The organism is Chitinophaga sp. W2I13 (genome assembly GCF_050434005.1).
GTDB lineage: Bacteria > Bacteroidota > Bacteroidia > Chitinophagales > Chitinophagaceae > Chitinophaga.
Map to the genome: position 1 here is coordinate 403,231 of NZ_JBNPWD010000001.1, position 15,307 is coordinate 418,537.

Annotated in this window: 11 protein-coding genes; 7 read left to right on the forward strand and 4 right to left on the reverse strand. The window is 47.9% G+C overall.

Features of this window, described 5'->3' with window-relative positions; all coding sequences use genetic code 11:
- Window positions 1-112 precede the first annotated feature (112 nt).
- On the forward strand, window positions 113-2,137 hold the full coding sequence (locus QFZ48_RS01630; RefSeq protein WP_429046278.1) for a beta-L-arabinofuranosidase domain-containing protein: 2,025 nt from the start codon (window positions 113-115) through the stop codon (window positions 2,135-2,137).
- 48 nt (window positions 2,138-2,185) lie between these two features.
- Here the strand turns inward: QFZ48_RS01630 and QFZ48_RS01635 are convergent, their stop codons facing one another.
- Complete coding sequence (locus tag QFZ48_RS01635) at window positions 2,186-2,689, reverse strand: Lrp/AsnC family transcriptional regulator (protein ID WP_370911640.1); 504 nt, start codon at window positions 2,687-2,689, stop codon at window positions 2,186-2,188.
- Window positions 2,690-2,900: 211 nt separating this feature from the next.
- On the opposite strand from QFZ48_RS01635, the gene ppsA reads away from it, so the two are divergent.
- Entirely contained in the window at window positions 2,901-5,342 is a 2,442-nt protein-coding gene (ppsA, locus tag QFZ48_RS01640) for a phosphoenolpyruvate synthase (RefSeq protein ID WP_429046277.1), read from the forward strand.
- A 73-nt stretch (window positions 5,343-5,415) separates the two neighbouring features.
- Here the strand turns inward: ppsA and QFZ48_RS01645 are convergent, their stop codons facing one another.
- From QFZ48_RS01645 to QFZ48_RS01655, 3 genes are read right to left on the reverse strand one after another with little or no spacing between them, the layout of a single operon-like run.
- Window positions 5,416-6,111, reverse strand: a complete 696-nt coding sequence (locus QFZ48_RS01645; protein ID WP_429060845.1) for a LytR/AlgR family response regulator transcription factor — start codon at window positions 6,109-6,111, stop codon at window positions 5,416-5,418.
- Window positions 6,112-6,115: 4 nt separating this feature from the next.
- Entirely contained in the window at window positions 6,116-7,177 is a 1,062-nt protein-coding gene (locus tag QFZ48_RS01650; protein ID WP_429060847.1) for a sensor histidine kinase, read from the reverse strand.
- Window positions 7,170-8,132: a hypothetical protein gene (locus tag QFZ48_RS01655; RefSeq protein WP_429060849.1), complete on the reverse strand. Its 963-nt coding sequence runs from the start codon at window positions 8,130-8,132 to the stop codon at window positions 7,170-7,172. Before QFZ48_RS01655 ends, QFZ48_RS01650 begins: the two co-directional genes overlap by 8 nt.
- A gap of 306 nt (window positions 8,133-8,438) precedes the next feature.
- Between QFZ48_RS01655 and QFZ48_RS01660 the strand changes: the two genes are divergently transcribed.
- Genes QFZ48_RS01660 through QFZ48_RS01680 form a run of 5 tightly spaced genes read left to right on the forward strand, consistent with a single transcriptional unit; the run spans window position 8,439 to window position 15,295 of the window.
- Window positions 8,439-11,309 carry a SusC/RagA family TonB-linked outer membrane protein gene (locus QFZ48_RS01660; RefSeq protein WP_429060850.1) on the forward strand — a complete coding sequence of 957 codons (2,871 nt, stop codon included), beginning with the start codon at window positions 8,439-8,441 and terminating at the stop codon, window positions 11,307-11,309.
- Window positions 11,266-11,496, forward strand: coding sequence for a hypothetical protein (locus tag QFZ48_RS01665; RefSeq protein ID WP_429060852.1), 231 nt, complete (start codon window positions 11,266-11,268; stop codon window positions 11,494-11,496). Before QFZ48_RS01660 ends, QFZ48_RS01665 begins: the two co-directional genes overlap by 44 nt.
- An 11-nt stretch (window positions 11,497-11,507) precedes the next feature.
- Window positions 11,508-12,842, forward strand: a complete 1,335-nt coding sequence (locus QFZ48_RS01670; protein WP_429060854.1) for a RagB/SusD family nutrient uptake outer membrane protein — start codon at window positions 11,508-11,510, stop codon at window positions 12,840-12,842.
- A 28-nt stretch (window positions 12,843-12,870) separates the two neighbouring features.
- A complete protein-coding gene (locus QFZ48_RS01675; RefSeq protein ID WP_429046266.1) occupies window positions 12,871-14,103 on the forward strand; it encodes a TlpA family protein disulfide reductase in 1,233 nt (410 codons plus the stop codon).
- A gap of 16 nt (window positions 14,104-14,119) precedes the next feature.
- Window positions 14,120-15,295, forward strand: a complete 1,176-nt coding sequence (locus QFZ48_RS01680) for a redoxin family protein (protein ID WP_429060857.1) — start codon at window positions 14,120-14,122, stop codon at window positions 15,293-15,295.
- The last annotated feature ends 12 nt before the right edge of the window (window positions 15,296-15,307 follow it).

Consider the following 15,307-nt stretch of genomic DNA (forward strand, 5'->3'; position numbering starts at 1 on the left):
ACATAAGAAAATATAGAGAGACATTTTATAGAAAGAATGAGGCAACCGGGATAACAACCCGTATAAAATAAGGATATATTAGCACCTCATTATGCCACGTCACCACTCATTTATGAAATACTTTGCTATTGCTTCCTCGATATTGCTGGGTCTTACTTTACAGGCAGCGGCGCAGGGAAAAAAGAATACAGCGCCTGTACCACAGTATTATGGCAACCGGGCGCCGCTCCATCCTAAACCGTACTCCCTGCTCCCTTTGGGCGCTATTACGCCACAGGGATGGCTGCGTACCGTGCTGGTGCAGCAGAAGAACGGCGCTACCGGTCAGCTGGATAAATTGTACCCGCTGGTCATGGACCAGCGGAACGGATGGCTGGGCGGGGATGGCGACCAGTGGGAACGCGGTCCTTACTGGATCGACGGATTGCTGCCGCTGGCGTATCTCCTGAAAGATGAAGCACTGATTGCAAAGGTGAAGCCCTGGGTGGAATGGTCTATTAAAAGCCAGCAACCCGACGGTTATTTTGGTCCGGCTAAAGACTATCCCGCTGAACCGGGGATTCAAAGGGATAACAGCCGCGATTGGTGGCCCAAGATGGTAATGCTGAAAGTATTGAAGCAATATTATGATGCTACCGCTGATCCGCGGATCATTACACTCATGACCAACTACTTCCGGTACCAGCTGAAAGAGTTACCGCAAAAGCCGCTGGACCACTGGACCTTCTGGGCGAAGTACCGTGCCGGTGATAACCTGATGGTGGTGTACTGGTTATATAATATTACGGGAGATGCGTTCCTGCTGGACCTTGCAGCCCTGATCCACAAACAGACCTTCGACTACGCCGGCGCCTTTATGCATACCAACCTGTTGTCCACCACAGGGAGTATTCATGGCGTAAACCTGGCGCAGGGTATAAAAGAGCCCATGATCTATTTCCAGCAGCAGCCAGACACGTTATACCCGCAGGCCACGGCCAAAGGGTTTGATGACCTCCGTACCTTCAATGGGATGGCGAATGGCCTTTATGGCGGGGATGAAGCCCTGCATGGCAATAATCCCACGCAGGGATCGGAGTTATGCAGCGCTGTAGAGATGATGTTTTCGCTTGAAAGTATCCTGGAGATAAGCGGCGATGTAAGGTATGCCGATCAGCTGGAGAAGATTGCGTTTAATGTATTGCCTTCACAGATTGCCGAAGACTTTATGAGCCGGCAGTATTTCCAGCAGGCCAACCAGGTGATGGCTACACGGCATATCCGCAACTTTGATGTAAACCACAGCGGTACGGATCTTTGTTACGGGTTGTTGTCCGGTTATCCCTGCTGCACCTCCAATATGCACCAGGGCTGGCCTAAGTTTGCACAAAACCTCTGGTATGCTACCGCCGACAGTGGCGTGGCAGCATTGGTGTATGCCCCCAGCGAAGTGAAGATAAATGTGGCCGGTCAAACGCCTGTTACGGTAAAGGAAGTCACTAATTACCCGTTTGAAGAAGCGGTTACTTTTACCGTGAATACGTCTAAAAAAATAAACTTTCCTTTTCACCTGCGGATACCTGCCTGGTGTAAGAAAGGGGTTATAAAAATCAATGGTAAAGTATGGCAGGAAGCTGCGGGTAACCAGGTAGTGAAGGTGGAAAGAACCTGGCAGCAGGGCGATGTAGTGGAACTGTCGTTGCCGATGCATGTCTACCAGCAGCACTGGTTTGAAAATTCATTGTCGGTTGAACGCGGCCCGGTTACCTATGCGCTGCAGATAGGCGAGGAAGTGAGGGCGGTAAAAAATGATAAGGATCCCCTGGACTATGGCGCCGGTTACCTGGAAGTGCGCCCCACTACCCCATGGAACTATGCACTGATAGCCACTCCGGATGATCAGCTGGCAGCGCGTTACCGGGTAGAGCAACATGGCAGTAAGACTGCCTGGCCGTGGAATCCCGGGCAGGTACCCATCTCCCTTAAAACAACCGCCAAAAGGATTCCTTCCTGGAAGTTATACAATGAGATGACCGGCCCCATTCCTTATAGCATTACCTATGGTATGGAAACAGGGGAAGAAGAAGAGATAACCTTGATACCTTTTGGGTGTACTAAGTTGAGGATTTCACAATTCCCGGTGGTGAATGGCCGTTGATAGTCCGGGCAATAGTGGGGGAAAAACCTTCTCCCCTACTTTTTAAAATTATTTATTTTTCTGTTGCAGTTTTGTTTGCAGTCCTGTTTTGAGGTTGAGTTCCACTTCCTGTTTTGTTTCTGCTAAAACAAACAGGCTGCGGATCTTGTAGATATTATCCAGTTTGGATAGTTTGGTAAAATTAAATACTTCATAGGCTTCCATATCCGCGATGAGTACTTTGAGGAGGTAGTCGAACTGCCCGTTCATTTTATAGCACTCCATTACTTCGGGGAAGGTATTGATCTTTTGTTCAAACTCCGGAAACTTGTCCTGGCCGTGCTCTTTGAGGGTGATGCTGGTCCAGGCCACGAGATTTTTGCCCAGTTTATTTTTATTCAGTACAGCGATATAGCGTAAAATATACCCCTCTGCTTCGAGGCGCTTCACTCTTTCAAATATAGAAGTAACCGACTTACCCAACCTCGCAGCAATCTCTTTATTCGTGGTCCTGGCGTCCTCCTGCAATATGTCCATTATACACATATCAATCTGGTCAGGTATAAAATTCATGGGCCGATTTTTCATCAAAAATAATGATACTGCTACTGATTTGATGAAAAAAAATCGGTGACATCCCCTTTTTTTAGTTTTGTTTTCGCTTTTATCCGGGTTGCCGCTATTCCATTTCTGCATGATCTAATTTGCTGTCATAGAAATCTAACCACGTTTGGAAGACAAAAAAATGTCCTTCCTCATTATTATTCACTAAACTCATTTTTACATGAGAGAGAGTATTGTACTGCCGCTCCACGCGGTGGGCATGGATGCTATTGCCTTAGTGGGCGGTAAATCTGCTTCGCTGGGTGAGATGATTGCCAATCTTTCAGAAGCAGGCGTAGCAGTTCCTTCCGGTTTTGCTATCACTACCAAAGCATACTATGAATTTATGAAGCAAAGCGGGCTCGAACAATTTATTGCCGAGCAGGTAGCCACGGTAGACTACAGCGACATCATCACCCTGCGCAGGGCCGGTCAGAAGATACGGCAGGCCATCAGCAGCACCCGGTTTCCGCATGAACTAAGCGAGGAAATCATTGCGGCCTATTATGCTTTATCGCAGCAATACGGGCAGGAACAAACCGATGTAGCCGTGCGGTCGTCTGCCACCGCGGAAGACCTTCCTGATGCCTCCTTTGCCGGTCAGCAGGAAACCTTTCTCAACGTAAGAGGCCCCGCAGCCCTGATTGATTCGGTAAGAAACTGTTTTGCCTCCCTGTTTACTGATCGCGCCATCAGCTATCGCCAGAACTTCGGCTATGACCATTTTAGTATAGGCTTATCCGTATGTGTGCAAAAAATGGTGCGGGCCGATCTTGGCGCCTCGGGGGTCGCTTTTTCGCTCGACACAGAATCCGGATTCAAAGAAGTGGTAGTGATCAACGGTTCTTTTGGATTGGGAGAAATGGTCGTACAGGGCGCCGTATCGCCGGATGAATTTATTGTATTCAAACCATGCATGAAGGATGGCTACATCCCTATCATTGAAAAGAAACTGGGTGTAAAGGATAAGAAAATGGTGTATGGCGAAAGCAGTGATGAAAGAACAAAGATCATCCCGGTAGAAAAAAAGCAGCAGCAACATTTTTGTTTAAGCGATGCCCAGATCATGCAGCTGGCTACCTGGGTGCGTTGTATTGAAACCTATTATTCTGAGAAAAAAGGCCGCTGGTGCCCGATGGATGTGGAATGGGCGGTAGACGGGCTTACCAATGATTTATACATTGTGCAGGCAAGGCCGGAAACCATTCATTCACGCAAAGATCATAACCTCATCACCACTTATGCGATCAACCATAACGGCACGCATCCCCGGCAATTGCTGAAAGGCATCGCGGTGGGTGATAAAATTGCCGCCGGCAAAGTAAACATCCTCTTCTCCCTCGATAACCGCCTTATTACGGGCAGTGAATTCAAACCGGGCGACGTACTGGTTACCGACATGACTGATCCCGACTGGGAACCCATCATGAAAATGGCTTCTGCGATTGTTACCAATAAAGGCGGACGTACCTGTCATGCTGCGATAGTAGCCCGTGAAATGGGTATCCCCGCCATTGTTGGCTGCGGCGATGCTACCGAAAAATTAAACGCCGGGCAGGACATCACCGTGAGTTGCGCAGAAGGCAGCGATGGTATTGTATACGAAGGGATCCTGCCGTTCCGGGAAGATAAACTGGACCTGAGCACCCTGCCTTCCATCCGCACACCGCTGATGCTGAATGTAGGCTCTCCCGCCATGGCGTTCCAGTTTACACACCTGCCTAACAAAGGCGTGGGACTGGCCCGCGAAGAATTTATCATCAACAACTACATCAAGGCGCACCCGATGGCATTGCTGAAGCACAAGGAACTGAATGACCCTGAGCTGTCTGCAAAGATTGCGCAACTCATCCAGGGACATGCCAGCGAAACAGATTACTTCGTTGATAAACTGGCGTATGGTGTAGGAAAAATTGCCGCGGCTTTTTACCCGGAAAAAGTAATTGTCCGTTTCTCTGATTTTAAGAGTAATGAATACTTCAATTTATTAGGCGGTAAATACTTTGAGCCAACAGAAGAAAACCCGATGATAGGCTGGAGAGGCGCTTCCCGCTACTATTCCCCTGAATACAAACCGGCCTTTGAGCTGGAGTGTAAAGCGATCCTTAAAGTAAGGGAAACGATGGGATTAAAGAATGTGGTGGTGATGATCCCTTTCTGCCGGACCGTGGAAGAGCTTCAGCTGGTGCTGGCTACGATGGAGGAATTCGGGCTGCGCCGCGGCGAGCATGGACTGGAAGTATACCTGATGGCGGAACTGCCTTCCAACATTATGATGGCCGAAGAATTTTCTGCATACATAGACGGATTCTCGATCGGATCCAATGATCTGACACAGCTCACACTTGGTCTCGACAGGGATTCTTCCCTGGTGGCCAACCTTTATAACGAGCGTAACCCCGCAGTGCAACGGCTGATTGCGCACCTGATCAAGGTGGCTAAGCAACAGAATGTAAAGGTAGGGATCTGCGGGCAGGGACCGTCCGACTTTCCGGACTTCACCAGGTTCCTTGTTCAGCTGGGCATAGATAGTATTTCAGTTACACCAGATGCAATCATAAAAACGGTGATGGCGATTCATGAGGCGGAGAGGATTAGAAAAGAAGTACCCACTGGTGCCTGAGTAGTCCGGGTCCGGGGTTCAATTTAAAGATGGCCTGCCGGTTGGCGGGCCGTTTTTATTAAATGAGATAGTGTTACCGCTGCATATTAATCGCTTCCATAAACTGTTTCAGGTAAGCATCTCCAATCGGTACATGATGTTCTCCTGTGAATATCCGTTGCCGTTCTATGCTGTCTATTTTATCCAGGGAGATGATAAACGATTTATGCACCCGGAAAAAGCGGAAGGGCGCCAGGATGTCTTCAAAGCTGCGGAGGTTTTGTAACGTCAGGATCTTTTGCTTGTTAGTTTGTATGGCTACGTAGTTGCGGAGCGCTTCTACAAAAAGGATATCTTTTACATCCACCCGTACAATGCGTTTATCGGTTCGCACAAATATATAATCGGTGCCTGCAGGCTGCGATATAGCGGGCGCATTTTTCGCGAGCACCCGTTGTACGGTCCGCGCGAAGCGCTCAAACGATACGGGTTTCAGGAGATAGTCCACCGCTTCGCGGTCGAAGCCTTCTACTGCATATTCATCGTAGGCAGAAACAATTACTACCTGTATACCGCGGGGTGCGAGCTGCATAAATTCTATACCGCTGAGTTCCTGCATTTGTATATCCAGGAATACCAGGTCTACCGGTTCTTTTTTCACAAATGCCAGTGCTTCCTGCGGGTTGTGAAATGTTTTCAGTAACTGCAGGTCCGGCGTTTTGTTGATGAAGGCTACCAACACCTGTGCGGCCAATGGCTCATCGTCTACTACTATACACTTTACCGCCATATTATTACCAGTTGATCGTTAAGTTACTGAAATATTCTTCTTTCAAATCCTGAATTTCCAGGTGATGCCGGCCAGGATAGATCAGTTGTAAACGCTTCCGTACATTATCCAGTCCTATGCCACCGGTTTTATCCCGTTGCTGGCCGGATATATAGTTGTGTACGCGGAATACCAGTCGCTGTTCATTACACATCATGGTAATAGTGACCGGCTTTTCCGGGCGATTACTCACGCCGTGTTTAAAGGCATTTTCCACGAAAGGTACCAGCAGCAGCGGTGCTATTTCCTTGCCGGGCAATTGTTCCGGCAGGGAAAAAATAACGCCTTCGTTGCAGCCGGTACGTATGCGCTGGAGTGTTACGAAGTCCTGCAAATAGCGTATTTCTTCCGCTATAGCGGCGCGGTAAGCGATATCTGAAGGCTGTTCTACCATATAGGCCAGCAGGTGGGTAAGCGTTTTATGGGCGCTTACTACTTCCGGTGAGTTCATCAGCGCCAGTGAATAAATGCTGTTCAGGCTGTTGATTAAAAAGTGCGAGTTGAGCTGCATCTTCAGAAAACCTGATTCTGCCTGCAACTGCTGTTGCTGTAAAATGGCCCTGCGTTTATCTTCCTGTAACCACAAAATAAAAAACCGGTACGAGAAAGCGGCTAACACAATCATGGCGCCGCTCCACAGGTTGCTGAGGAAGTAATTCCCTGCGGAAATATACAGTTGTACTTTTTGCATATTCACATACCGGTAACCTGCGTATAATATTTCCTGTCTGAAAAAATGATCCGCGATAAAATATTTCAATGCAATGCTTCCCAGGACGACCGGTACTACAGACAGCAACAGTTTTATCCAATTTGTTTTTTGTAGAAAGGCAGGAACTATCCAGCGTATATAAATATAAAACGGCAGGAAATTAAACAACCCGAACAGGCCGGATTTGATGTTTAAATGATGTAATTTCTCCGGTGTGAGCGGCCTTGCCAATACCACATTAACACCGTATACCGCCAGCATCCATACCAGCAATAAGAGCAACAGCTCCTGTATATTTTTGCGGGTACTATGCATATTCCGGGTACAATTTTATTTTATGTTGAGAGATGTGAACGGCTGTGAGCACCGGCGATACAGACAGCGCCACCGATTGTTCAACTATATGCAGTGCTATCATAATTCCGCCCGGCGTATCACCCAGTTGCTGCAGGTATTTTTCTGTGGTGTTCTGCAGCCGTAATGCCTCGATCATACCGCCGGGCTCCCCGGTGATGCGGAGGGTCAGCGGCTGATGGGGATGACAGATCCTGCGCAAATCCAGGTAGCGTTCATAGTTGAGCAGTTCTTTCTTAAAACTCACTTTATCTTTTTCCAGCGCTTTATCATACAGCATATATCTCAGCAAATCAGACAACAGCAGGATCGCTTTGGTTCCTTCTTTTTCGCGGGTTTGTTCATTTTCCAGTACCGGTGTGAGTTGCTGGAGATAGTGCAGCAGCTGCCTGGATCCATCCTGCATACGCTCATAACGGATGGCGGCTTGTGTGGCGGCGGTAGCGAGCAACCGGTCGCCGGGTGCGGTATTGCGCCATTGCAACAGCAACCGGTAACCGTAGGCCAGCAGGGCTACTCCCATTCCTGTTTTGATGGTTTCCGGTGCATACTCGACGAAGGTCATATATATTTTGGGGCGGCCAATAAAAGGGATCCCGCGGAGCAATACCTGGTCGGGGAAAAAGAAATAACCTACCATGTACTTAATAACAGCAAAAATAAAGATCGCTGCAAGGACATAAATGATCACTTTCCAGTGCTGTTTATATTGTACCGGGCGGGGAAGTAAACCGAAAACCAGCAGGTAAAACAGGTGGAAATTAATGCATCCGTACAGTACCAGCCGCACCAATGTCCATTTCATGGCAATGGGATAGGGCCAGCCTCCTTTCAGCTGCGGAAAACTATACAGCAGTATCACGGCCATGCAAACGGCCAGGTGAACAAAATAACGGTATGGTTTAATGTGTTGCATATACACTTACAACATTGAAGATAGCATTTGAAATAACGGTTTTGGCATAAAACGATATTTATTTTTTTCGTCCCTGTTATATGCCTGTTGGTACTTTATTATTACCGGAAAGAACCTGCTGCCGGCACTTTCCGGTGATTCGTGCTTTTGTGGCGGGGAAAATGTTTCATCCATGTAAAAAGAGGGAATGTACTGTTCCGCATCCGGTATGTCCATTATCCGGTGCAGCTGAAAACAGGATAAGTATCTTGGATTTTCATTTTTCTGAGACAGTCCGTATATCGCAAAAATCAACCAACCATTTGTATGAGAAAGTCATTTTTATTCCTGTTGTTGTGCATGTCCGGGGCGTCGGTATATGCACAGCAGGTACTAAAAGGAACCGTGAAGGATGCGGTTTCCCGCCAACCGGTTCCCGGCGCCACCGTAAAAGTAATTGGTTCGTCTAAAGGCGCCACCACCAATGAAAAAGGGGAATTTGAACTGAATGTTCCTGCCAATGCGCAACTGCAGATCTCCTCTGTAGGTTTTGAAAATGTAATTGTTGCTGCCAGTATTATCCAGGCTTCGCCGGTATGGCTGAAAATCAGGGCTATTAATCTCACGGATGCCGTGGTAGTAGGTTACGGCACCCAGCAAAGAGGCAAAGTAACCAACGCTATTTCCACCGTCAAAAGCGATGCTTTATCTCCTGAAAAAAACATTGCCAGCGATTTCGGGAAAGCGCTGACTGGCCGTGTAGCGGGCGTATTTGTTGCATCTAAAGACGGAAGTCCGGGTGGCACGCCCAATATCCTCATCCGCGGGGCGCAGTCGGTGAATGCGGCCAGCACCAATCCGCTGATTGTAATAGATGGTTTGATCGTAGAGGGAAGTACCATCTCTATCAACAATATTAATCCGCAGGATATTGAATCCATTGAGGTATTGAAAGATGCTGCATCAGCGGCCATTTATGGTGCCAGGGGCTCTACCGGTGTGATCATTGTTACCACCAAGAAGGGCAGGATGAACAGTAAGCCTGCTTTCAGCATCAATATGTACACGGGAGTGAACAATGTGCCTACTTCCCGGCATATGCTGAATACGGAAGAATACAGTTCCGCTTTCCTGGATGCCCGCAATAACCGTATTGGCGATATCAATACGTTGCTGTCGGATCCCGGCAATCTCACGCCCGGCAAGATCAGCCAGTTGACCAACGAAAAACAAACCCTGCAAAGCCAGGTGAATGGGCTGCATATGGTTGACCGCAGCACCGACTGGATAGACCGGGTTAAAAATAAAAATGCGTCGGTGAATAATATCCAGGCCAGTATGAGTGGTGGCGGCGACAAGAATAATTATTATATGTCACTGGGCCGTTATGCAGAAGAAGCCACCATTGGTACCGGCAATTTTGAAAGATATACAGGCCGCCTGGACGTAACCCAGCAGGTAAACAACTGGTTAAAGATAAATGGCAACATCAACATTACGCAATCGGTCAGGAAGAATTTCAATAACCCGTTGGTGGCCGCATTCAATGCGAGGCCAGACACCCCGGAAGATCCGGTACTGAATCCAGATGGCTCGCTGGGTTATTATGTTGGTCAGCAGCAGCATCCGCTGGGTGTAATGATGGACTACAACAACAAAGACAGGAACAATGTATACCTGGGAGGTTTATCTGCAGATATTAAATTATTGCAGGACCTGTCGTTCCGCTCCTCTTTCAATGCCACCAAGTTCAATGACCTGAACACGGTGTTCTATCCTCCTACCGGCTACCTGGGCGCTTTTAACAAGGGCGTATTGAAAAACACCGGCGTGGATAATTTCTCTTATAATTTCGATAACTATTTCACCTATACGAAAAAGGTAAACCGTTTGGGAATCAATGCCACCCTGGGTTACACGTTTTATAACAACCAGCTTAATTACTTTGGATATGAGCTGAATGGTTTTCCTAAAATAGATGGTATTACCGGCGGAGGCGCTGGCAGCGCTTATGGCAGCGCATTTGCCATTGGCAGTAATAATAGCAGTAACAAAGAAGTATCTGACGCCTACTTTCTGCGCACGGGGCTCGATTGGGAAGGCAAATACCTCCTCAATGCCTCCATCCGCCGCGATGGTTCTTCCAAACTAAATGCGGGTAACCGGTACAGCTGGTTTCCTGCGGTATCGGCAGGGTGGGATATAGCGCGTGAAAATTTCCTTGCCGGCAGCAGATTGGTGAACCAGCTGAAAATCCGCAGCAGCTATGGCATCAGTGGCAATATCCGTCCGCTGGGATATTTTGATGCGCAGAATCTGCTTAACGCTACTTCTTACGTAAACAACCCGGCGTTGATGCTGACCACCGTTATAGGCAATCCGAATATCCGCTGGGAGCGCACCAAACAGGTAGATGCCGGTATAGATGTGTCGCTGCTGGTCAACAGGCTCACATTAACGGCCGACTATTACAATAAGACCACCGATGGTTTAATGAGCAACAATGATATCTCCTGGATTTATGGCGCCAGCAGCATCCCGGATAACATAGGCAGTATCCGTAACTATGGCGCTGACCTGGAACTGGCGCTCAGCAGCCGTGCCGGGGCAACGTTTTCGTGGGAAGTGGAAACCAATATGAATATCAACAGGAACCAGTTGCTGTCATTGAAAGACTCCCTTACTACTTATGGCGCCTATGTATTTGGCGGGCCTATGACAAAAGCTAAAGTGGGGCAATCGCTGGGCTCCGTGCAGGTATATGAGTCGCTGGGCGTGGATCCTCAAACAGGTGATATGTTGTATAAGGATCAGAACAAGGATGGCAAATGGGATAACAATGATATGATCACAGTACCCGTGGCGCTGCCTAAATTTACCGGTGGCACCAACATTACCTTGTCTTACAAAAACTTTACAATAGATGCGCTGTTCAACTATGTGGTGGGCAACAAGGTATATGATTTCTATGAGCAAACATTACGCAACTACAGCCCCGATTTTTACGGTGTAATGCCTAACAAATTTGATATCATCAATAAGCGCTGGAAGCAAAAGGGTGATATCACGGATGTGCCAAGGGCCATTACAGGGCCACATGGCGCCGGACAAACGGCGGACTGGAACTATCGTCCTTCCACACAATTTATCTACAATGGCGTCTTATGTGCGTTTGCGCAATATTTCCCTGAGTTATAATATTCCAACGGCAGTTTTAAGCAAGGTAAAGATCTCACGGGCACGCATCTACGCATCTGCCCAAAATGTATTTACCATCACGAAATATATTGGGTTTGATCCTGAAGCAGCCGCTAATAACGGTATTGTAAGTTCCAACCTGCCCAATCCGCGCGCAGCCGTTGTAGGTATAGATCTTTCATTCTAATCTGGCATCACATGAAAAAACATATTTTATTATATTTTACCGCTATAGCCGCCATCAGTTTTTCTGCCTGCAGTAAGCAACTGGACGAGGTTGCGCCTGATACGAAGATCGGCTTTTCACAACTCAGTAAAAACAACCTGCCGCTGGTGATCAACGGCGCCAAGCTGGCGCTCACCAACAACGGTTCCTTTTATCTTTATTATGCGTTCCAGGATATTATGAGCGACGACTTTCAATCGCTCACCTTCCCCACATACGACAACAATAACATCGCGCCCAATGATAATTCGTTGCCTGTAGCGTACCGGCAGCCTTACCAGTGTATTGCCAATGCCAACATGGTAATTCAATACGCCAGCGGGTTTCCTGGCGACAGTACCATCAGTGCTGCGCTGGGAGAAGCGTACCTGTTACGTGCCTTCTCCTATATGCTGCTCTCTGAATGCTTTGGTGACGCTGCTATCATAAAAGGCGGGGAAGATCCCAAAAGCCGGCCGGCGCGCAGCCCGCTCACAGCAGTCAACCAGCTGATTGAAGCAGACCTGAAAGCAGCTGTTACGCTGCTGGCAGACTACACCAGCCCGGCAGCCGGTTCCAAACAGGCTGCGCAGCTGCTCCTGTCGAGGTTATACCTGAAGCAGGGGCGTAATGATGACGCGCTGACCCTGGCAACAGCGGTGATCAGCTCCGGGAAGTTCAGCCTGCAATCTAACTATACCGATATCTTCAAATCGCAGGTGAACAGTGCAGAAGCCGTGTATAAAATCAATGAAACCAGCACCAGTACCTTCTATGGATTGCCTGCAGTGTTTGGTCCCGGTACTTACAACGGCGTGAATATGTCTGGTTCCGGCAACACCTGGGTCGACAGTAACCTTGTTAAATCCTATGAGCCGGCAGATGTGCGCAGAACTTGTTTCCTGCGTACCAAAGGCGCCGCTATCATAGACTCTGTATACTTTCTCACCAAGTTTCCTGCAGAAATTACGCCTTCGTATGTGGTTTGCCGTTATAGCGAAGCATTATTGATTGTAGCAGAAGCCAATGCACGGAAAGGCGTAACAGATGTAAGCATGTATAACCAGCTGCGTACGGCCCGTAAAGCCAGCACTGTTAGCAGCAGCGATTTCAGCAGTCCGGCCGCATTCCTTGCGGTGATAGAACAGGAACGCCGCAGAGAATTCATTGGCGAACGTTTAAGGTGGAGTGATATGCGCCGTTTTGGTAAAATGGATAGCTGGCTGCAGTCGTTCGGGCAACCCATAACGCATGCTTTGATGCCGCTGCCTTCCAGGGAATTTTTCATCAATCCTGACCTGGCGCAGAATGCAGATTACAGTAAATAAAATATTAAAATAATAAATTAAACAAACAATGATGAAGAAAGCAATTTTCAAGATTTGTGTAGCGGTGCTGGCCATACCCGCAGCATTACAGGCGCAACAGAACAAGTTAGTTAAATCGGTTACGGTAAAAGGCACCGTTGAATTTACCGATCCCAAACAGGCGGTCAATAAAGTATTTTTGTCGAAAGATAACTTCAAAGGAAAACCTGTGGTAGTAGATTCCTGTGAAGTAGGCAAAGACAATTCCTTTTCTTTTAAAATTAAACAGGACCACCAGGGCATTTATATTATCAATGCGATGAACTGGGACCGTGCCACCTTCTGGAGCGATGCCGATGTAACGGTACATATGAGAGGGTATGATACTGCCAGGTATAAGGTGAAGATTCCGCACTACAATTATGTGGCAGGATCTTACGACAATAACTTTGTGAACCTCCGCGAGCTGAACAACGAGCTGAATTACCGCAGGATGATAGATGAATACAACATGGAGTATTATGCCAAGAAAGCCACTGATACTACCTGGTACGCCTATATGAGGGACCATCAGAAATATAACCCAATGGGCGAGGATTATAAAATCCGCGAAGAGGTGCTTACCAAAGCGTATGCCGACCGCCCGGTGATGGTATATGCCATCCGTGGTATGGCGGGCACACAGGCAGGTGCACAATACGACAATGCCATGAAAATGCTGGAGGTGCTGATAGCGCGTTATCCGTGGTTAACAGAAGCAAAGCTGCTGAAGGAAACGATTATCACCAACAAAGCACAGGCCATGCGGTTGAAAGCAGGGCAGCCTATGCCATCCGTGAAGTACCCTGATGCCAATGGGTCGCTGGCCGGACTGGAAAAATACAAGGGTAAATACCTGTTGGTTGACTTCTGGGCAAGCTGGTGCGGCCCTTGCAGGCAGGCCATCCCAAAGGTAAAAGAGCTGTATGAAAGTTACAAGGCAAAAGGCTTTGAGGTAGTAAGCATTTCCATCGACACTGATAAAAATGCCTGGGAAAAGGCAATGAAAGAGGAAGCTATGCCATGGGAACAATTGCTGAGTGATAACAAGGATAAGACCATGGAACAATTCCAGTTTTCCGGCATCCCTACTATGTACCTGGTGGATACCGAAGGAAAAATTATGGAGCGTTTCACCGGCTACAGTGAAGACGCAGAAAAGAAAATAAAGGAGAGCCTGGCAAAAGGCACCAAAGCCGTTCCTGCAAAACAGGCGGCCTCTGTTCCAATGTCCAGTTTCTAAACATCATACACCAACCATGAATAAAAACACATTGATAATGGCCGGCAGCATGCTGCTGGCCGCTTTTCTCCCGGCAACCGCACAAAAGAAATACAAGATAACTGCCCATATCAAAGGCCAGGACGACTATCGTCTGAGCCTGTCGTATGTAACCGCCAGCGGGCATATGGCAGATACGGTAATTGCCCGCAATGGCGACCAGTTCATCTTTTCAGGGCAGGTACAGGAGCCTGTAGTGGGTACTTTTTTGTCGCGCCACCCTGCTTCAAAATTTGAAATGGTGAAAGGCGGTATGTTTATGCCCGCGCCTAACCTGGAAATCCTTCTCACGGAAAATACGGATGTAACCATTACCGGTGATGCCACCGAACTTTACAAAGCAGTAGTGAAGGGCGACAAAGCCAATGAAGAACTGAATGCGCTCCGGCAAAGAGAAATGCCGCTGGTATCAAAAGTATGGGAGCTGAGGAAGAAGTCGGCCGCCATGCGCAAACCGGAAGACAGCACCGCCAGGAAAGCCATGACAACAGAAATGGCCGCCGCCAATGAACAGCTCACGGTTATGCGTAAACAGTTTGTGGCAATGCATCCCAAGTCTTTCGTAAGCGTTATGCTGCTGGTAAGGTTGCAGGGCGACTACGATGCAGTAGCCTATGAGCAGGCGTACAACAAGTTAAGCGATACTTATAAAAGTACTTATTTAGGCAGGTACCTGGGCTCCCGGATATCCGGCGCCAAAGCTACCAGCGAGGGCGCCACGGCTATTAACTTCACCAAAAAAGATAATTACGGTCAGCCGTTTACGTTATCCTCCCTTAAAGGGAAATATGTATTACTTGATTTCTGGGGAAGCTGGTGTGGTCCCTGCCGGGCGAGTCACCCGCACCTGAAGGAAGTATACGCAAAGTATAAAGATAAAGGATTAGAAATAGTGGGCGTTGCAGATGAAAAAGCCAACAACCTGGAAGATGCAAAAAAGGCATGGTTAAAAGCTATCAGTGATGATGGCATCGGCTGGATACAGGTACTTAACAACTACGAAAAGGCGTCTGCCGATTTAGCGATGGCATACGGTATCACCGGGTTTCCCACTAAAATACTGCTGGATAAGGACGGGAAAGTATTATTCAAACTTGTTGGAAGCGGCGGGGATGAATTGGATCAAAAGTTGAAAGCGGTGTTAGGTAATTGAGGAAGGAAGCCG